The following is a 20607-nucleotide window of genomic DNA, read 5'->3' on the forward strand; positions in this document are numbered from 1 at the left end:
ATGAAGTAAACTGGGGTATTTTTGTTCTTCCGAAAGGAAAACCTTTCGACAATATTATCTATTACACCAGGCACCACAAAAAGACATTTGTATTATATTGTCCATTTGTGGTGCCTGACACCAATATTGAAAGCAGGGGGACGGTTCTGCTGCTTCCTATGGAAGCAATAGAACCGTCCCCCTGCTTCTACACTTCAAATTTCACGAGGAAGGTTGTGCCTTCTGTGCTTGTTTGGATTTCGATTTTGGCTTGGTGCCGGGCGGCGATGCCGTAGCAGACGCCGAGTCCGAGGCCAGTTCCGTTATCTTTTGTTGAGAAGAAGGGAGTGCCCAATTTTTCCAAGACTTCTGGTTTAATTCCTTCGCCTTCATCCTTCACTGATAGTACAACATAATTGTCTTCCTTGAACGTTCGGATCGTAATCATTTTTCCAGGCTCCATGGCCTCTAAGCCGTTTCGGTAAAGGTTCAGAATCAGCTGGCGGATTTCATTTCGATTGACCATCAGGCTGGGAATGTCCGATAATTCCAGCTCAACCTGTTTATTCTGGTTAGAGGCATCGGCCTGTAGTAAAGGAACCATGTCACCGATAATCGAATTTAAATCCCATTTTTGTAAACCAGCTAACCTTGTATTTCCCATTGAAAGGAACTCGGTGATGATTAAATTGGCACGATCAAGCTCGTCAATCATCAAGCGAAAATAATCATGATATTTTGCACATTCGTCATTGTTGCCTAATAGCTGCAGGAATCCTCGTACGGTTGTCATGGGATTTCGAATTTCATGGCTGATTCCAGCAGCCATTTGCCCAATTAAATCGAGCCCTGATAAACGTTTCATTTCGTTCTCGTACTTTTTCTTTTCTGTTACATCTTTGAAAAAGCTGCAGATTCCGTCATCAAAGGGGTAAACTGTGATCTCGTACAACAAATCATCATAGGGAAAGTTAGCTTCAAAGTGAACAGGAACCCGTTCTTCCATCGCCCGAAGATATTCCTTCCCCCAGATTGTTTCCTTCAACTTTGGAAAAACATCCCACAGCTTCCGGCCGACTAAATCACTTGCCGCCATTTTATCAGGAAAATAGGGATGGTTATTGACATAAATGTAACGCCACGATTTGTCCAAGGCGACAAAGCCGTCCGTAATACTTTCAACGATATTCATGATTCTTTTATTAGCAGAGGCCAGCTCCTTTGTACGCATTTCAATCGTGCTTTCAAGCATATCCCGATGGTGAATTAACTCCATCGTCAATTGATCCTTCTCTTCCTCAAGTTTCTTTTGCATTTCTAATGCCTTTTCAAGCTCTTGGTTCTTCCTTGTAAGCTCGTCCTTGGAATGCTTGAGAGTCAGATGTGTCCTGACCCTTGAAATCAATTCCTTTCGATGAAAGGGCTTTGTCATATAATCAACGGCCCCTAAATCAAAGCCTTTGACGATGTCCTCTGGCTCATTTTTTACGGTTAAAAAAATTACTGGTATATCTCGATACCGCCGGTCTGCTTTTATCGTCGCGCAAACCTCATAGCCATCGATATCGGGCATCTCTACATCTAATAAAATCAGGTCAGGGGTATGCTCTGTAAGGAACTGGTACACCTCGAGAGCACCTTGTGCAATACCGAGCTCATACCCATGATCTGCCATAATGGTCGCCAAAACTTGTATATTACTAGGGTTGTCATCCACAATTAGCACTAACTCATTTTTTTTATTTTCCATCTGGTTGATCCTCTATTAATATTTTTTCAATTTGTTTTAGTTTCGCTTTGATTTTTATAATATCATAGCATTCGACATGGCTCATTAGTTCTTTTCCTTCGGACATCAAAAGCTTGGATTGATGCTGCTGACCAAGTGTAATTAACCTGTCAGCTAAGCCTTTCACATTGCTGATGATGATAGAAGTTTCTAGCTTTTTCACAATTGGGAGCAATTGACTTCTTATTTCCGCCAAAATCTCTGGGGCAAGGAGGTTGTCCTTGTCTAACCCTTCAATCTGGGAGGCGTTTGCCAAAATGGCACTGTCTGGATGGAAAAATTGTGACACCATAGTTAATAACTGCTCTGAATGAACAGGCTTTAGCAAATAACCGTCAAACATGCTGTCCGCAGGCAGACCTTGAGAGGCGGATGCACTTAAAGCAATAATTGGAATGTCTTTGGTATCCTGCTGTGTTTTCAGTTTAGCAGAAGCTTCAAATCCGTCCATGACTGGCATCACAATGTCTGTAATGATCAAATCAGGCTCCTCCTGCTCGCAGATTCTTATCGCTTCAAGCCCGTTTTCCGCAAGAAGGACTCGTAGCCCCGCCTTTGAAAGCAATTCTTTTAACAAGAAACGATTGGTTTCAATATCATCAACAACCAGGATGGTTTCATTGGCAAACTGATATTTCATGAAGGAAGTGGTGTCTCGATTTTCGGAAACAGATTCCGTAGCCGCGATCTGGACATTGGAAAAATTCACAGTGAAAATGCTGCCTTTGCCGACTTTGCTTTCCAGTGAGATACTTCCATTCATCATTTCAACTAATTTTTTCGTAATCGGCAGACCTAAACCAGTCCCGCCATATTTTTTGATGCTTTGCCCCGACACCTGGGTAAATGACTGAAAGATGTTTTCCTTTTCATGTTCAGGAATGCCGATACCGGTATCTTCAACGGAAATTTGCAGGTCGACACAGCTAATATCGTTTGTTGTAGAAGGCGTTACGTGTAACGATAGCTTCACATAACCTTTTTCCGTAAACTTCACTGCATTACCGGCTAAATTTAAGAGAATCTGACGGATTCTTACTTCGTCAAACAGGACGAGTTCAGGTACCACACCCTGAATGTCAATCATAAATTCAATGTCCTTTTCCTGCACCTTTTGCATGAAGATGGTCTCGATTTCTTCTAAAGCAGCCGGTAATGTGACAGGCTTGTTATGCAGTTCAATTTTTCCTGCCTCAATTTTAGAAAGATCGAGAATATCATTAATGATCGTGAGCAGGTTATTTCCTGCTGTATGGATCGTTGTAATATAGCTTTTGTGCGTATCATCCTCGACTGTGTTCTTAAGAAGCTCGCTAAAGCCAATGATGGCATTTAACGGCGTGCGAATTTCATGACTCATATTCGCGAGAAACTCGCTTTTTGCTGCATTGGCCTTGTCTGCTTCTTGTTTTGCATCGTTTAATTCAACATTGGCCTTTTCAATTTCTGCGGTTCTTTCTTTTACTTTATCTTCAAGGTTATTAATATGTCTATATAATTCATCTGCCATATTATTGAAGGATTTAGCCAGCATGCCAATTTCATCATTTTTGTAGACCTTTGCTCTTTGCAGTAAATCTCCTTTAGAAAATTTTTCCGCAGATTCAATCAAGTTATTGATTGGTTTTAACATGAAATCAGTGCTTTTTTTGTAGATTCCTATCGATAGTAGAAGAGCTAAAATCGATAAGAGGATGGCAGTTTGGATGTTTTTATGAATATCTGCTGTAAATGGATGATCCGGAATGGCAGTGATAATCAGCCAGTTGATTCCTTCTCGTTCATATTCTGTTAATTTAATATGGAGTTTTCCATTTTCTGTTTCTTTAATCATTTTATTTTCATTTGTTGTTAAAAGGTGGTTATAGGCATCCTTGATTGATGTATCTTCTATTGTATCAATCGAGATTCTACTGTAAGTTCCATCGGCATTTTTTTGGAAATTAGGAACGTCCAATGAATTTGCTACAAGATCCCCTGTACTTTTCTCCACGACATAGGCCGTTGCCATTCGGTCGGATACAACATCCTTTAAAAATTTGTTTAGGCTTGAAAGTGTGATATGTGTACCTAATACACCTTGAAGCTGTCCGGCTTTATTGTATATAGGATAGGCTGAAGTCAGCACTAAATCATCCTTTACAAAATGTTTATATAAAGGAGAGAAAATGGGTTTCCCAGCCTGCTTGGCCATGGTATACCATATCCTTGTCCGTGGATCAAACTCGCCAAAGTCGTCGACAAACACTCCCTCTGTCATAAGGTCTGTGACAGTGAAATAGTAGGAGTGCCGATTTGTTTCAGCTGTGCTGCGGTAGAGCTCAATGTCATTGTTGGCATTTCTTCGTGCGCCGAAATAATCTCCATTTTCCATCCCATAGCTAAAGCTATAAATTTCCTCGCTGCTTGATTGAATGAGATTGGCGAAGAATTCTTCACGCTTCGGCTTATTGGAAAAATCAATAATGTTATCCGCGATAATTTGCTGATTTAATTTGTTCATATCAGTTGGAAGACTAATCAGCTCGTCAATTTCATTGAGGATGTCTTTACTCGCATCGTTTTCCAGCTTTTCAATAAAACCCTTTGAGGACTCGTTCCAATTTGAAAATATAATAAAGCCAATAATCATAAGCGTACTGACCATTAGAAAGATAAAAGATATACTAATGATGCCTCGAATTGAACTTGTTCGCTTTTCCATACATCTTTCCCCATTTCTGAAACCCATTACATTCAAGCAACTCTCTATCTCATCTTAATCTAATAAATAACTTCAATAAAATACTCTCCTGATATAATATATGTCTATATTGTGAAATTTAGTTTAACGGAGTATACAGGGGGACGGTTCTGCTGCTTCCTATGGAAGCAATAGAACCGTCCCCCTGTACTTTTTTATAAGGAGCCTCTAATTTATAGAGGATTTGGATGTTGCTTATCGAATATTTAAAATAATATATATAGTCATCTTTTATCATCTTGCCTATCATCGACTATTGAGTACTTTTGAGGGGTGAACGAGCATGAAAGCAGTGAAGATGTTGATTCTTGTGTTGTTAGTTGCTTTACTCCCGTTTCAAATGGCATTGGCAAAGGAGAGAAAGTCGATTGATTCCTACGAATTTCACGATGAAGGAATTGATCAGCATTGGGCCTATGAAGAAAGCGAGAATCTACTTTATGCCGATGTAATGGAAGGATTCATGGGAGATGATGGCAGGATGTTTATAAAGCTGAATGAATATATCACCCGTGCACAATTTGTGAAAATACTCGTCAATGCGTTAGGGTTAGCAAGTGATGGATCTGGAAAGAGCTTTTCAGATGTAAAACAGGATGAGTGGTACGCTGATTCAATCAGAATTGCCAGTGATTTAGGAATAATTGACGGCAATGACGGATATTTTTATCCAGAGAATTTTATCACGCGCGCTGAAATCACAAAGATTCTTGTGCTGGCTTTTGACAAATCAGTGCCTTTCTCAAATGAAGGTGGAAAAGCTTTTGCTGACATAGACCATGATAATTGGGCGGATACATTCATTCAGAAGGCTTCCTCGGTAAACATTGTCAGTGGATATGGAGATTCCTTTTATCCAAACCTATGGGCTACGAGGGCAGAGGCGTTTGTTATGCTGAATCGGGCGCTTCAGAAGGAACAGTCAGATTTGCCGGAGGATACGGAGCTTACAGCAGTATTGAAAGATTATATAACAAGTGAACATATGCTGGTAGAGACAAATCAATTTGCAGGGATTGCGGACTTAAAAGAAGAATATGGAACAGGGTTCTATCAAGCAGGCGGAGGAGACCCTAAGCCGTTTGATTGGTTTTATCCAGCGGTAGAGGAAGCCGAAATCAACATCCAAATCGATGAAGAAAATATGCAATTTAAAGTAATAGAAAAATCAAACCGCTTTGCCAAAGTCCAAGTAACCGGCATCACCGTTTCTGTCCAAGCAACCATTCCATCCCAGCCTGAACTCAATCAAGACTTCACCACCCAAATGGACAACGGAGAATATCACCTCAAAAAAGACCCAACCAACGGCAAATGGAAAATCTATAATTATCAGGACAGATAAAGCGGAAGCGGGGGGACGGTTCTCTCGCTTCCAATACAGAAGCAGAGGGACGGTTCTTTTGCTTCCAAACTCATCTTGTTCTAGGGGAAAAGCCTGAGGATGTCCAGTATCCTTCGGCTTTTCTATTGTTTAATGGAACTGGATGTTGTTTCGAGTCTTTATTTTGTCCCTGAAATGATCCAAGATGATCTTCGTAGTCTTTGTTATTTCTTTGGGCAGCCCATCCAATGAGAAGTAGGCAGCCTTGCTGATCTCCTTGTGATCCGGTTGTATTTCCCCCTGATCACCGTATGCTATGTAAACTGCAGCTACACTGTATACTTGGTCACCATTCGGATATACATGGTACAAATCTTTGCCTGAAAATATATCAAAATAGGCTAGATTATCCGGATGTATTCCCATTTCTTCCTTCAGCTCTCGTCTAATTGTCTCCTCAAAGGTTTCGCCAGGCTCCATATATCCACCTGGAAGTCCCCAATTCATGGTGTCATTTCTGTATTGAAGCAGGACACCGCTTCCCGAGTCTAGAATAATAGCCCCGGCAGAATTTAAGATAATAGGATCGTTTCCTACTTTGCTTCTAATGTCCTCGATATAGCCCATTTTTGTTTTCCTTTCCGGTTGGTTCTTTATTAAAATTTATGCCCAAAATGACTGGCTAGATTCACTTTTTTTATTAACCTGATTCCAAACATGCTATGCGTGAAATGGGTAATATAAGAATGTGACAATGATTGGAAGCAGGAGAACCGTCCCCGTGCTTTATTAGTACAAAAGAACGAAATTCTGTTTTTTGATGGACTTCTGCGTTCATTTCCTTATATTTCTACATTTCAATGGGCAAATATGATATAAAAAGGAAGGGGGGAATATACTATGAAAAAGATTTTGCGATTAGGTTTTCTTGCTATGCTGATTATGGCCATTATGACATTGGCTGCAGCCTGTGCACCAGCTGAGAAGGAGACTGTCGATCCTGCTGACGAAGAAGTGCAGGGTGAAGTACAGGAGCCTAGTGATACTGACGAGCCTAGTACAGATGGACAAGCTAAAGATGATGCAGATGAACCAACTGATACTGACAAGCCTGCAACGAATGAAGAACCTGCAGAGGTGAAGGAGCCGGCTGCTGGCAATGAACCGGTTGGCGGCGACGAAGAAGACGCTAACGAGCAGACTGTTAAAGGTACATTTGGCGGCTTAGCAGACCCTCATACATTTGAATTGAAGACAAATGAAGTTCCTGAGGGAGTAATGGCCTTCCAATTTTACGATGAGGAAATTGGAGCTAAGCTTGCTAACATGGAAGAAGGACAAGAATTGACTGTCGTTTACACAACAAACGAACACGGACAAAATCTTGTTAAGAGCATTAAGTAATTGCAATACAAAGGGAGAGGAAGCCGTTATTGAACGGTTTCCTCTCTTTTTATAGCCATCTTTTTTGAAAAAAAGATGAGTGTAAACAAGCTGCATAGCTTATCAAAAAGAATGCAAACTAACATAGCGGGTGCCGATAACGGAATGGATATCTTAACAGATGCGTTCTTAGATTGTCTGCATCCTTGAACGAATATCCAAAATAACGAAAAGGGTGGTTAATAAATGGCTAAAAATAAGAATCGAGCTAACAATAAAAATAATGCCTTACCAAAAGCAGATGTGGAGTTTGCAGAAGAGAGAGGAAATGGGTTTGAAAAAGTAGCCTTAAAAGGGCTGAACGAACAAAATAAGTAAAATCAGGAGGGGCAGTTCACTGTCCCTTTAATACTTGCTTGATAGGATCAAGCTCAAAGGAAGCGGGAGAACCGTCCCTGCGCTTCCGAAGCATGAGAACCGTCCCCCTGCTTCGGATTTGGCTCTGTATGTTAGCCGATAAATTCAATGAGATCTTTATTAAATTTGTCTTTTTCTTCCCAGAAGGGGCCGTGTCCGCTGTATTTGAAGGGAATGGCATAGGAATTTGGGATGGATTGATGTAGGATATGTGATTGCGAGAATGGAATCACTTGATCATGAATTCCATGGATGATGAGGGTTGGGACAACTATTCGCGCTAGGTTTGATGCTAAATTTTCATCTCTTAAGGAGATGATCGTCTTTAGTGTGGCCCAGCTTGCTGCTTCTAGGCCCAACTGGATAAACCATTCAGAGAAGGGGCGGGTAGCATTTTTATAGAAAAAAATATCGCTGACATCCTCGAGCATGCTCGGGCGGTCATTGCTACCCTTATTATAGAGCTGGGCGGCAGTTTCCTTTGTAAACCCAGTGGGAGCCGCCGCATCTACAAGGACCAGTTTAGATACACCATAGCCATTATGGCGTGCCATGTACCGGATTGAAATCGCGCCCGCCATTGAATGTCCGACGAGCGTAATGTTCTGTAATTGAAGTGTCCGAATCACCGTCCATAAGTCATCTGCCAGCCGGTTGTAATCATACCCATGCCACGGTTTATCCGATTTTCCAAACCCTCTCAGGTCAATGCCGATGCACCTAAATCCCATCCCAGGCAGCACATTAAATTGATATTCAAACAGATGGTGATTCAGCGGCCATCCGTGAACAAACACGATTGTACGGCTTCCTTTCGGATTTAAGTCCTCCACATATATGTTCACATTACGCTCTGTCATTACAAAATAGCCCAAACTGCAACCCCCCTAAAAACCTTTTAAATAAAATATATGAAATGGACAAGTAAGAATAGAAGCGTGCAGATTGTTCTTTTACTGAAGTGGAGGGGTGTTCTCATGCTTTCTATTTACAAGTTAGGTGGATATTGCGATATAAAAAGAAGTGCCTGACCAAATGGATCGGGCACTTCCTTGTGTTATGCGAAACGATTTCATCAATGCGGAATATAGGAATTACTTTTATTAGAGCTTGGGCAGTAAGCGAATTGACCCATGCTTTATGCAATTGAACTTTTTACAAAAACAGCTTCTGGTTAATTGGCAGATTATGTTCTTCGCAGTAGCTCAAATAATGGTCAATGAACCAATATACATCGATGATAAAGAGAATACGGTCATCCTCATCAAGAAACTCTTCAGATCCATTTAAATGGAATAAGGTTTTCATGCCATTTTCAGACATGAGGGTGTGGGTTCTGCCCGGACTTTCACGGATAAAGTCCCCAGGTTTTGCGACCCAATCGTACTCCTCGTAATACCAGCTGCCCTCAAGGGTAAAGCCTGTTACAGGACCTCGGTGACGGTGACGTCCAAGTGAACCCCCGGCGTCCACGCGTAGGATATTAACCGCAGCATTATTACGTACGTCAAATGACAAGTGGCGAATCCATACTTTATCATTGCCTGGGAAGGGAATCCAAGGTGATTCTTCTTCCGACATACTTAAGTATCCCTCTTCCAAAGCAAACTGATCACGTCTAGTATCTAATTTTTCTTCAATTGGAATATAGCTTTCAATCATCCTGGTTACCTCCCTAATTTTTATTATAAGGAACCCTCATTAAACCCTGCTTGCCAGCTGCTGTTTCACAACTTCCAATGTCCAATACTTATCCGGACGGTCTGCCTCCAAACGCTCTAATACTTCCTTATGAATTTGAGCCACTTCAGCAGGAGTAATCAAATCCTCGTCAGCCACTTCTTCAATGACCACAGTGGTTTTATCTTCATAGAGATGCTCTCCTTTTAAGCGAGCAGTTTCAGGGTCATATGGCCATAAGAAAACTTGACGGCTTGTATAATGATAGATTTTTTCAGGATCTTCTACATGAAATCCTAGGTCAAGCAGAGCCTGTCCTTTAATTAATTGATGAAATGTAAGCTCGTCTGCGATTCCCCAATCTGCTACGGCTAATAGCTCATCTGAATGCCAAAGAACCGATTGAGCAGCAATATTGTAGAAGCCAACTACTCCCTCTTTTTCCTCAATGACCATAGGATTCTCTCCCCAAGTGACTCGATATACTGGGTGATCGACGGTCATATCGGAGGCGACAATTTTATCGAATTGACCGGACCCCTCAAGAAGGATATGGCGGCGGTAGTTTTCGAGAATAGCAATATGTAGCGGGTTTGTCGTTTTTTCTAATAAATCGGCAATTGGTTGTGTACAGGTTCTGATTACCTCTTTAAATCTACTCATATTTCATTCCTCCATCATGTAAATGTTTTCAAAAACCGTTGGGCGCCTGGTTTGTATGATCATTTTATTGTAAAAATGAATCAATTAATAGTACAATAATTGCTAATATTATGAATATTTTTGAAAATAAAGTCTAAAGGATGGGAAAATCCATTGGAAAATCTTATTAAATCAGATGAGATGATAAAATATTTACCCGAATCAGGCCATATTTTAGATACTCTACGTAAAAATTTAATTGCTGCTTTGGGAATGGATCGTGCCAAAGGCTTTTTGCTCCGTTATGGCTGGGATTGTGGAGAAAAGTTTTCTGAGCTTTTAAAAAGCAAGGAAGAATACAAATCATTAGCGCTAGAGGATTTATTTCTTTATGGCTCGAAGATACACGGACTTACGGCTGACTTAGGCGTTGATGTCACAAAATTAGTTGTTGACCCTTACACAAAAGACTATTTTTCAGAAGGATACTGGAAAAGTTCACAAGAAGCAGAAAAACATATTGAACACTTTGGCTTATCCTATGAACCGGTTTGCTTCACATTAACGGGCTACGCCGGCGGTTATGTCAGCAGTATTCTGGGGAGGCAGGTTATTTTTAAAGAGGTGGAATGCAAAGGGAAGGGTGACCCGCATTGCCATTGGGTTGCTATGCCTATAGAGGATTGGGGAAAAGAGATTAAGGAAGATTTGGACCACTATCAAGAGGAGAATTTAGGCCAGGAGTTAGATAATGCCTTTAAACGGATTGAGGAACAAAAGGAAGTATTTAAAAGAGCATTACACATCAGTGAAAAACTGCCGAATGCAATCTTAAACGGCAGCGGGCTGCAAGGGATTATTATGCTCATTGAAAAAGAAATGAACTATCCTGTTATGATCGAGAATATTCAATTGGAGCGAATCGAAGCCAGTTCTTGCTTGGAAAATAGCGATATGAATTCTGTTTATGTAAGAAAGGAATTACAACAATTTGTTCAGTCCGTATTTCCTGCAAAAAAAACGTTCCTTATAAAGGTCCCACAAGCAGGGGACTTCTATAAGCGGCTGGTATCTCCAATCTTTCTTCAAAATAAATTATTTGGATTTCTCTCTTTTATTAAAAAGACAGGTGATTTCTCCGAATTGGATTATTTAATCATTGAAAGAGCCTCATCGGTAAGTGCCATTCAGATTTTAAATGAGACTTCAGCTTTTGAAAATGAGCAACGATTAAAAGAGGAATTATTAAATGGAATTTTCCAAGAGGATCTGCCAAAAGAGAATCTAATTTATCGGTTAAAATTAGCAGGTTATAATATTGAGCAGTCCCAATATGTATTTGTCTTTCATTTAAAAAGGTTTGATCAACAGGATCAACTGCTTGATGAAGCTTTTATTGAATGTAAAAAAACAGCTGTTGAACAGTTGTACAAGGCTTTTGAGCATCGTAAAGTAAAGGGATTGGTGTCAACGCGGGTCAATCAGATTATTGCGCTAGTACCGGAGGAAATGGTTGATTCCTTTTCTTCGTTAGTATCCGCGGGAACCTGGCTGTTGAATCAAGTGTTCGCCGGGAATATGGTGATGGATGCTACACTAGGGATTAGTACGGTATGCAGAAAAGTAGGGGAATTGAAAAGAGGACTGGTTGAGGCACAAAAAACAATCAGCATGATGTCGTTTAGCAAGAGTCCATTGAAGGTTAAATCGTATAAAGAGTTAGGTGCAATTGCGAAATTTATCGAGCCTAAAAACTTTTCAGAGCTTCAATCATTTTCGCATGAATTATTGGATGATATTATGGCTTATGATCATAAATACAGCGCAGATCTATTATATACACTCTATTGGTATTTAGAAAACAACGGCCATATGAAAAATACTGCTAAAGACATGAATGTGTCATTAGGGTCCGTCCGCTACCGGCTGACCCGTATCCAAGATATAGGGAGATTCGATCTCGCTACAAGTCAAGGTTTTTTTGATGCACATGTAGCTGTACAGGTATTTCTACTTTTGGGACTTATTGAATTTTAAAGTAAGTAATTGGAGGGACGGTTCTCTTACTTCCGCGGAAGCAAGAGAACCGTCCCTGTGATTTCCTATTATTCTATTTTAATCAGCTCAGCTAAGGTTTCTCCATCCTTGGTTATTTTAATTAGCCCTGTGGAAGGAGCAAAATAGCTGACGTATCCATCTGTTGTGGTCACTTCGACGACGTTATCAAATGTTCCGGCTGCTGTTGTGACGGAAAGGGAGGTAGCGGTGATTTTATAATAATCTGGTAGGTCTCCGTAGCCATCCCATGTATGGCCAACTTCTATCGGATAGGCAATCTGTAATGAATATTCGGAGTAAGGGTAACCGATTTTATAGCCTTCACTGTCCTGTCTTTCCAGGATGGGATACTTGGTTCCGTCCTCTCTGTAGACCTGCCAGAGGTTCCAATTTTCATAGTCTTCATTCTCGTAAACATAGCGTGCATGACCGCCATCTTCATAATGGTATACTTTACTTGGATCTTTTAAAAAAACTAGAGGAAATTCAATCTTGTACTCATCATTTAATGTCCGTGCTAAAAAGGCCGAGAATTGTGCGCGTGTTACTTTTACATAAGGTCGAAATGTATAATCTTCATAGCCGTTTGTGATGTTTGCTGCAAAGACTCTTTTAATATGCGTGTAGCTGTACATAGAAGGTGAGATATCTGTAAATGGCACTGTAGATTCCCCGGTGAGATGAAAGGCTCTCGAAATTAAAGTGGCGGCTTGTTCACGTGTGAGGATGTCATTTGGATGAAAGGTTCCGTCGGAAAAGCCTTTGATTATTCCAGCATCAGCAGCAGATGCAATATAGCCGCTTGCAAAATGTTCGGCACCAACATCAGAAAACGTGGTGCTTCGCTGCTCTCCATTTAATTTTAGAGCACGTCCAATCATGATGGCGGCATGTGCCCGCGTGACCTCTGCATCAGGCCGGACTGTTTTGTCAGGATACCCGCCTATAATCCCCTCGTTTTCAAGAAATATCATTTCCTTTTGAAATGGATGGCCGGGTGGTAAATCGGTAAACTTTGCAGCCAAAGCAATCTGACCAAAACAACTCAAAGACAAGACAAATGCAACAGACAACAGGAACCACTTACGCAAAATAATCCCGTCACTTCCCTTATAAAAATAATTTCTTTCTATCTCTATTATAATGGCAAAATTGAGAGAATATAGATTTAATTTTTGAAAATTATAAAAATTAACTCGGCGGTTGTACCTGTTTCAAAATAGGAAAGTTATAATAATGCACAGGGACGGTTCTTTTGCTTCCAATTTTGGAAGCAAAAGAACCGTCCCCACGCTTTCTTAATTCAAAATATAATCTACTAAACGTTCCTTTGGCTCACCGAAGATTTCTGCTTCAAGTCTGCGTCCAGTTGGTGTAGCCGCTAATCCGCCTTCTGCCGTTTCTCTAAGAGCGGATGGCATCGATTGGCCAATTGCGTACATAGCAGAGATTACTTCATCACATGGTATTCTGCTCGTGATGCCTGCTAGTGCCATATCTGCTGCTGTCAGGGCATTGGAGGCACCCATTGCGTTTCGTTTCACACATGGTACTTCAACAAGTCCAGCAACAGGATCACATACAAGTCCAAGCATATTTTTTAGCGTAATAGCAAAAGCTTCTGCCGATTGCTGCGGTGTGCCGCCTGCCATTTCAACGATTGCAGCCGCCGCCATACTTGATGCGGTACCGACTTCTGCTTGACATCCGCCGGCTGCTCCAGCAATACAGGCGTTGTTTGCCACGACAAATCCGAAGGCAGCTGTTGTAAATAAAAACTCAATCATTTCATATCTTGTAGGGTTAAGTCTTTCTTTTACAGCGAATAATGTACCGGGTACAACCCCAGCAGAACCGGCAGTTGGTGTTGCACAGATTGTTCCCATTGCGGCATTCACTTCGTTCGTTGCTACTGCCTTGCTGACCGCATCCAGTAAGAGTGTCCCTGAAAGGGATTTTCCGCTTTGGATATAGTTCTGCAATAATACTGCATCACCGCCGGTTAATCCGGTGCGTGATTTTACTCCGTTTAGGCCCCGTTCAACTGCGCGCTCCATCACGGTTAAGTTTTGGTCCATTTTTGCGATGACCTCTTCGCGGGAAAGACCTGAAACTTCTATTTCCTGCCGAATCATGACCTCGGCTATTTTAATTTGATCTAATTCAGCTGCTTTGACAAGTTCAGCTACATTGCGGAACATAGCATTTCCCCCTGCTGTACAAATTTCTTCTATAACTTAGGTTGTCCTCAATGGACGACTTGGTTGCTTTTTTACTGTCTTTATTTAATGGAAAAAGTAATGCGACTTCTCATTTTGACTGAACGAATAGATAGGTACTCTTATGCTTATTCGACCATTCGGATAACGCCTGTTACATTTTCAAGCTGCTTTAGCTCTTCCATGACATGATTACCAATTTTTTCATCGACCTCGATGACCATAATCGCCGTATCGCCTTTTTCTTTTCTTGCCACTTCCATATGACCGATATTGATTTTGTATTTTGACAAAATAGAGGTCACACAGCTAATGACTCCAAAGCGGTCATAATGGGTTACAAGAATCGCGGGATCGCCCGAAAGCTTTAGCTTAAACGAATTGATTTCTGTAATCTCAATGGCACCGCCGCCAATAGAAATTCCGATGACTTCTAACTGCTTTTCATCATCAGATAAGTTGATTTTGACTGTGTTTGGATGCTCTGGTACAGCTTCTTCTGTTTTAAAAATTACCTCCATGCCAACTTTATCAGCAATTTCAAAGGCCTCTGGGATGCGTTCGTCAAAGGTATCAAAATCCAATAAGCCTGCCACTAAGGCCAAATCCGTTCCATGACCCTTGTAGGTTTTGGCAAAGGAACCATAAAGGGAGATTACCACCTTTGTTGGTTGTTTTTCAAAAAGTGTCCGCGCCACCCGGCCAATCCGGGCTGCACCAGCTGTATGGGAACTAGAAGGTCCAATCATAACCGGACCGATAATATCAAATGCTGACCGATATTTCATGAATGATCACCTAGGTTCTTTTTATAGTCATTTCTTGATGGAAATTTGATGGGAAAAATAGTGGAAGCAGGAGAACCGTCCCCATGCTTCTTTGGATATAAAAAATAGGGATAATTATGGTAACTATCCCTATTTTTAGGCTTCTTATTATTACTAGCATGTTGGAAGCGGGAGAACCGTCCCTGTGATCTTTATGCTACTTTGTCGTCTTTAATGTGGTCTGGTAGTTCTTTTTTGTTGATTCCGAAGGCGTAGAAGCTTATTGTGACTAGGCCTAAGAATACGATGCCTGCGATTAGGGATACGCGTGTTTCAACATTGTACCACATTCCGATTAGTACCACGATTAGGAAAGCGATGGTTAAATAGTTAGTAACTGGTGCAAATGGTAATTTGAATGGGTGGCTATCCATTGCTGCACCTTTTGCTTTTCTGAAATTAATTTGACTGATTAGAATAACGAACCATGGAACCATACCAGGAAGTACGCTTGCTGAGTATACATATACGAAAATGTTCTCTGGTGCGATGTAGCTTAGGAATACGCCGACTGCTAGGCCGATTACTACTCCTAATGTACCAACTAGTGGAACACCATTTTTTGTTACTTTAGTAAAGAACTTTGGAGCTTGTCCGTTTACGCCTAATGTGTAAAGCATACGTCCTGCACTATAGATACCGCTGTTACAGCCTGATAATGCTGCTGTGATAACTACGAAGTTAATAATACCAGCTGCTGCTGTAATACCTACTTTTGCAAAAGTAGCAACGAATGGGCTGCCGATTGCTGTTAATTCATCCCAAGGATAAACTGTTACGATAACAAAGATAGCACCGATATAGAAAATCAAGATACGTCCGATAAGACTGTTAATTGCTTTTGTTAATGTTTTTTGTGGATCCTTTGCTTCACCTGCTGTAATACCGACTAATTCTACACCTTGATAAGCACCGATAACAAGTGATAAAGCGAAGAAGAAGCCTTTAAATCCGCCAGCGAAGAAACCGCCGTGTGACCATAGATTTGATAATCCTGTTGATACACCGCCGTTACCGAATCCGAAGAAAATAACACCGAAGCCAGCAATAATCATTAATACAATCGTTACAATTTTTATAAGTGCAAACCAGAATTCAAATTCACCAAAGGATTTAACTGATACCATGTTTGCTGCTGCAAGAATGAGCATTGCAATTAAACCAGGAATCCAGCCAGGAAGCTCAGGGAACCAGTAGTTCATATATGTTCCGACTGCGATAATTTCTGCCATACCAACTGTTACCCATTGGAACCAGTTACTCCAAGCTGTTAAATATCCAGCTAGCGGATGAATATACTTATAGCCAAATGTTGCAAAGGAACCTGTGCTTGGCTCAACATACAACATTTCCCCCATGGCACGCATAATGAAGAAGATAAAAATACCTGCTACTGCGTACGCTAACATGACTGACGGGCCTGTCCATTTAATTGTGCTGGCTGAACCCATGAACAAACCAACACCAATGGTACCGCCCAGTGCGATCATTTGAATATGACGACTTGACAACCCTCTGCTTAATTCTTCTTTAGCCATTTTTGTTTCCTCCTGCTCTCCTAATAGTTAAAAGGTAGGGCTATAACACTTCTGAGGTAAAACTAGGCGCTTACATAAATAGTCCTCCTTAAAAACACAATTGTTTTTTTAGTGGGGATGATTTATAATAATACTATAATTTCAGATCATCTGAAATAATTTTCTTTTTTTATAAAGAGTGGCGTTAAACGCGGACCTAACCTACTTTGTTCAGTTAGGCCCATTCCTATCATGAGTGTCCAGCTCGCTATCTTAGGAAAATGTTTACGCTGCTTTTTTATTTACATTTTCATTTGCAGGTCCATCAAATACACCCTGCTTTTTCTTGTAAAAGTAAATTGGAAGACCGATTGCTGTTAAAAGTATTCCAATTCCAGAGTTTAAAGGCTGAGTAATCAATGTGTTAAATACGATATACAATCCGCCGACAATGGCAACAATTGGGATAAATGGATACAAAGGAACTTTATACGGTCTTTCTAATCCTGGTTCGCGTTTTCTCATGACGAATACTGCTACGAACACCATGATGTAGAATAACCAGATAACAAAGATCAGCATGTCTGTTAATTGGTTGAATTGACCAGAGAAAATCATGATGACAGATACTGCGATTGTTAGGATTCCTCCGTTTACAGGAATACTGTTTTTATTCAACTTAGTGAACAATCCACTGAATGGTAATTCGTTGTTAAGAGCCATTGCATATGGAATTCGGATTCCAGTCATGGTATAACCGTTAATTGCTCCAAATACTGACACTAAAATTCCGATTGTAACAAACTTTCCTCCAAATGCTCCAAAGATAATGCTTGCTACATCTGATGCAGGTGTTGATGTTGCGGCAAGTAATGATGCAGGCATTACGAACAGATAAGCAATGTTAATCAGTAAATAGACAGCCATAACACTTGTTAATCCAATTACGATTGCCTTTGGTAAGTCTTTTTTAGGATTTCTCATTTCGCCGGCAATATTCCCAACGTGAATCCATCCATCATAAGCAAACATCGTTGCCACAAGACCTGATCCAAGACTTGTTAATAATGGTGAACTTTCAGGGCTAAATGGCAGTAAGCTGAATTGAACTTCTCCATTATGCATCAATCCAAATACGATAATGAGCAGTAGTGGTACAAGCTTTCCAATCGTTGTAATGGATTGCAATGATCCTGCTTTTTTCGCACCTAAGAAATTCATAAACATAACATATGATGCTGCTGCAATTGCTACCGGAATGATAACCCAATTTCCTGTTCCGAACAGATTCGCTACCTGTGTTCCGAAAATAATCGATAGTGCTGCAATGTTAGCTGGGAAATAGATGATTGTTTGTGCCCACCCCATTAAATATCCAGCCAATGGTCCGTAGGCTCTTCTTAGATAAACGACCATACCGCCTGTTTGCGGAATACTCGCTGATAACTCTGCAGCCGTTAATCCGCCGCAAATGGTAATGATACCCCCGATGACCCAGGCTAGTAAGCCAAGTCCAGCTGTACCTGTTGCAGTAAACACAGCTTCAGGCTTGAAGAATACGCCGGAACCGATTACTGTTCCCATTACAATGGTTAAGGCAGTGAAAAATGTAATGTCCTTTTTTAATTTTGGTGTTTGTGCGCCCATAGAAGCCTCCTAAGTACTTCCGTCATAGTGTTAGGCTAAAATCAATTCTTTAGCTGAAAATGGGATGCCTAGTTTGTCAGATAGGTTTTCCAACATATCCTTTGTCATACGGTCTAAATCATATTGAGGATCAAAATCCCATTCTTGGAATGCTGCAGATGCATCTAAGCTGTTTGGCCATGAATTTGCAATTCCTTGACGAACAGGGTCAATATCATAATCCATTTCAAATTCTGGAATGAATTTTCTAATTGAAGCTGCAATTTGTTCTGGTTCAAAGCTCATTGCTGTAATGTTAAATGCATTGCGGTGTTTTAATTTTGCTGGATCTGCTTCCATTAATTTAATAATGGCATCGATTGCATCAGGCATATACATCATGTCCATGAACGTTCCTTTGCCGATGAATGAAGTGTATTTTTTGTTTTTCAATGCTTCATAATAAATATCAACTGCATAGTCTGTTGTTCCGCCGCCAGGAAGTGTTTTGTAAGAAATTAGGCCAGGGAAACGAACGCCGCGTGTATCTACACCGAACTTTGTAAAATAGTAGTCACATAATAATTCGCCTGCTACCTTTGTTACACCATACATCGTTGTTGGACGTTGAATCGTATCCTGTGGTGTAAAGTCTTGAGGTGTTCCAGGTCCGAAAGAGCCGATTGAGCTTGGTGTAAAGAACTTAAGATTTAATTCACGTGCTACTTCAAGTGCGTTAACAAGACCGCCCATATTTAAGTCCCAAGCTAATTTTGGTTTTCTTTCTGCTACTGCTGATAATAAAGCAGCTAAGTGGATTAATGTGTCTACCTCGTATTTTTTAGCAATATTCAGCATTGCTTCATAGTCCATAACATCAAGGATTTCAAAAGGACCGCTTTCAATCACGATGTTACCTTCAACGCGACGAATGTCTGTTGCAATAACGTTTTCTGTACCGTAGATTTCTCTCATACGCATAACTAATTCTGATCCGATTTGTCCTAGGCATCCAGTTACAAGTATTTTTTTCATAATGTGTGAACCTCCTGTATTGTTATAGATTATATTTTGCTATTCAATGAAAATTTTAATGATATCGCTTACATTTCGTGAATCTGTGAAGGCAAGCCTTTCACAGTTTAAATAATGTTTAATTCTTTTCCTACTTTTTCATAAACCGCAAGAACTTCATCAAGCATTTCCTTTGTATGTGCTGCTGTTGGCATATTTCTAACTCTTCCCGTTCCCTTTGGTACAGTTGGGAAGGTAATAGATTTTGCATAGATCCCTTCTTCCATTAAACGGCGGGAGAATTGCTGTGTCAGATTTTCATCACCGATGATACATGGTGTAATAGGTGTTTCAGAATGGCCAATGTTAAAGCCTAAGGTCTTTAATCCAGCTTTAAGGTAATTTCCGTTTTCCCAAACCTTTTCAACCTTTTCTGTTGATTCCATCATGATGTCGATTGCTTCGATACATGCTGCTGCATCAGCTGGCGTCATGGATGTTGAGAAAAGGAAAGGACGTCCACGAACCTTTAACCAGTCAATTAGATTTTTCGAACCTGCTACATATCCGCCGACAACACCGATTGCTTTTGAAAGTGTTCCAATTTGGAAGTCAATGCGGTCGGAAAGTCCGAAATGCTTCACCGTACCTGCGCCTTGACCCATTACGCCTGATCCGTGTGCATCGTCTACATAAGTGATTAGGCCGTATTCTTCTGCAATCTCAACGATTTCAGGCAGCTTTGCTACATCTCCATCCATTGAGAATACGCCGTCTGTGATATACATGATTTTTTCATACTGTCCGCTTTCTGTTGCTTCCTTTGCTACTCTTCTAAGGTCATCCATGTCTTGGTGCTTTGCACGAAGAATTTTTGCTCCAGATAACCGGCAGCCGTCAATAATAGAAGCGTGGTTTAATTCATCTGAGATAATGGCATCATTCTTTGTCATAACTGCTGAAATGGCACCCATGTTACAGTTGAATCCAGATTGGAATGCGATGGCTGCTTCTGTATGCTTTAATTCAGCAATTCTTTTTTCTAGTTCGTTGTGGATAGATAGCGTTCCGTTAATCGTACGAACCGCACCGGCACCCACTCCGTATTTATGAACCGCCTCAATGGCTTTTTCTTTCAATCTGTCATTGTTTGCAAGACCAAGGTAGTTGTTTGAAGACATATTGATCACTGTCTTACCGTTGATTTGAACCTTAGGACCGTTTGGACCTTCGACCGTATCAATCACATTGTAAAGTCCTTGTTCACGTAATTCGTTTAACCGAGGTGCAAGGAAATCATCTAAAACTTTTTTTGCCAATTTACTTCCTCCTTTAAAACAACGTTCTGTTCATATTTCACTCAAAATCTATTAGTGTAGCTGTTTAATT

Annotated in this window: 16 protein-coding genes and 2 pseudogenes; 4 read left to right on the forward strand and 14 right to left on the reverse strand. The window is 40.6% G+C overall.

Annotation, left to right across the window (positions count from 1 at the left end):
- Positions 1 to 187: 187 nt before the first annotated feature.
- From ACHUFV_RS23195 to ACHUFV_RS23205, 3 genes and pseudogenes are all read right to left on the reverse strand, one after another.
- Positions 188 to 1258: pseudogene (locus tag ACHUFV_RS23195) on the reverse strand (two-component system sensor histidine kinase NtrB); the annotation flags it as partial.
- 120 nt (positions 1259 to 1378) lie between these two features.
- A pseudogene (locus ACHUFV_RS23200) lies at positions 1379 to 1729 on the reverse strand (response regulator); the annotation flags it as partial.
- On the reverse strand, positions 1719 to 4472 hold the full coding sequence (locus tag ACHUFV_RS23205; RefSeq protein WP_394238330.1) for a hybrid sensor histidine kinase/response regulator: 2754 nt from the start codon (positions 4470 to 4472) through the stop codon (positions 1719 to 1721). The pseudogene ACHUFV_RS23200 and the gene ACHUFV_RS23205, both read right to left, overlap by 11 nt.
- Positions 4473 to 4794: 322 nt before the next feature.
- Between ACHUFV_RS23205 and ACHUFV_RS23210 the strand changes: the two genes are divergently transcribed.
- Positions 4795 to 5856, forward strand: coding sequence for an S-layer homology domain-containing protein (locus tag ACHUFV_RS23210; protein ID WP_394238332.1), 1062 nt, complete (start codon positions 4795 to 4797; stop codon positions 5854 to 5856).
- Between the two features lie 129 nt (positions 5857 to 5985).
- Here ACHUFV_RS23210 and ACHUFV_RS23215 read toward each other — a convergent pair whose 3' ends face one another.
- Positions 5986 to 6462 carry an NUDIX hydrolase gene (locus ACHUFV_RS23215; RefSeq protein WP_394238334.1) on the reverse strand — a complete coding sequence of 159 codons (477 nt, stop codon included), beginning with the start codon at positions 6460 to 6462 and terminating at the stop codon, positions 5986 to 5988.
- Between the two features lie 273 nt (positions 6463 to 6735).
- Between ACHUFV_RS23215 and ACHUFV_RS23220 the strand changes: the two genes are divergently transcribed.
- Together ACHUFV_RS23220 and ACHUFV_RS23225 are read left to right on the forward strand one after the other, a co-directional pair.
- The gene (locus ACHUFV_RS23220; RefSeq protein ID WP_394238336.1) at positions 6736 to 7239 is read left to right on the forward strand and encodes a hypothetical protein; all 504 of its coding nucleotides are present in this window, start codon (positions 6736 to 6738) and stop codon (positions 7237 to 7239) included.
- A 225-nt stretch (positions 7240 to 7464) separates the two neighbouring features.
- Positions 7465 to 7596, forward strand: coding sequence for a hypothetical protein (locus tag ACHUFV_RS23225; RefSeq protein WP_394238338.1), 132 nt, complete (start codon positions 7465 to 7467; stop codon positions 7594 to 7596).
- Between the two features lie 131 nt (positions 7597 to 7727).
- On the opposite strand, the gene ACHUFV_RS23230 is transcribed toward ACHUFV_RS23225, so the two are convergent.
- The 3 genes from ACHUFV_RS23230 to ACHUFV_RS23240 form a co-directional block, all read right to left on the reverse strand.
- Entirely contained in the window at positions 7728 to 8510 is a 783-nt protein-coding gene (locus ACHUFV_RS23230) for an alpha/beta fold hydrolase (RefSeq protein WP_394238340.1), read from the reverse strand.
- A 280-nt stretch (positions 8511 to 8790) separates the two neighbouring features.
- On the reverse strand, positions 8791 to 9297 hold the full coding sequence (locus ACHUFV_RS23235; protein WP_394238342.1) for a 2,4'-dihydroxyacetophenone dioxygenase family protein: 507 nt from the start codon (positions 9295 to 9297) through the stop codon (positions 8791 to 8793).
- Between the two features lie 39 nt (positions 9298 to 9336).
- Positions 9337 to 9978 (reverse strand): hypothetical protein, encoded by a 642-nt coding sequence (locus ACHUFV_RS23240; RefSeq protein WP_394238344.1) that lies wholly within the window; start codon positions 9976 to 9978, stop codon positions 9337 to 9339.
- Positions 9979 to 10131: 153 nt separating this feature from the next.
- Here ACHUFV_RS23240 and ACHUFV_RS23245 point away from each other — a divergent pair, with 153 nt between their 5' ends.
- Complete coding sequence (locus ACHUFV_RS23245) at positions 10132 to 11994, forward strand: helix-turn-helix domain-containing protein (protein WP_394238346.1); 1863 nt, start codon at positions 10132 to 10134, stop codon at positions 11992 to 11994.
- Positions 11995 to 12062: 68 nt separating this feature from the next.
- Here ACHUFV_RS23245 and ACHUFV_RS23250 read toward each other — a convergent pair whose 3' ends face one another.
- The 7 genes from ACHUFV_RS23250 to ACHUFV_RS23280 form a co-directional block, all read right to left on the reverse strand.
- A complete protein-coding gene (locus tag ACHUFV_RS23250; RefSeq protein ID WP_394238348.1) occupies positions 12063 to 13106 on the reverse strand; it encodes an S-layer homology domain-containing protein in 1044 nt (347 codons plus the stop codon).
- Positions 13107 to 13313: 207 nt separating this feature from the next.
- The gene (gene sdaAA, locus ACHUFV_RS23255) at positions 13314 to 14216 is read right to left on the reverse strand and encodes an L-serine ammonia-lyase, iron-sulfur-dependent, subunit alpha (RefSeq protein WP_394238350.1); all 903 of its coding nucleotides are present in this window, start codon (positions 14214 to 14216) and stop codon (positions 13314 to 13316) included.
- Positions 14217 to 14362: 146 nt separating this feature from the next.
- On the reverse strand, positions 14363 to 15022 hold the full coding sequence (gene sdaAB, locus ACHUFV_RS23260) for an L-serine ammonia-lyase, iron-sulfur-dependent subunit beta (RefSeq protein ID WP_394238352.1): 660 nt from the start codon (positions 15020 to 15022) through the stop codon (positions 14363 to 14365).
- Between the two features lie 191 nt (positions 15023 to 15213).
- On the reverse strand, positions 15214 to 16599 hold the full coding sequence (locus tag ACHUFV_RS23265; RefSeq protein ID WP_394238354.1) for an amino acid permease: 1386 nt from the start codon (positions 16597 to 16599) through the stop codon (positions 15214 to 15216).
- A 264-nt stretch (positions 16600 to 16863) separates the two neighbouring features.
- The gene (locus ACHUFV_RS23270; RefSeq protein WP_394238356.1) at positions 16864 to 18225 is read right to left on the reverse strand and encodes an APC family permease; all 1362 of its coding nucleotides are present in this window, start codon (positions 18223 to 18225) and stop codon (positions 16864 to 16866) included.
- Between the two features lie 30 nt (positions 18226 to 18255).
- Positions 18256 to 19239: an L-threonine 3-dehydrogenase gene (locus ACHUFV_RS23275; protein ID WP_394238358.1), complete on the reverse strand. Its 984-nt coding sequence runs from the start codon at positions 19237 to 19239 to the stop codon at positions 18256 to 18258.
- Positions 19240 to 19346: 107 nt separating this feature from the next.
- Positions 19347 to 20537, reverse strand: a complete 1191-nt coding sequence (locus ACHUFV_RS23280) for a glycine C-acetyltransferase (protein WP_394238360.1) — start codon at positions 20535 to 20537, stop codon at positions 19347 to 19349.
- Between the last annotated feature and the right edge of the window lie 70 nt (positions 20538 to 20607).

Source organism: Niallia oryzisoli (assembly GCF_043641075.1).
GTDB classification, from domain to species: domain Bacteria; phylum Bacillota; class Bacilli; order Bacillales; family Cytobacillaceae; genus Bacillus_BD; species Bacillus_BD oryzisoli_A.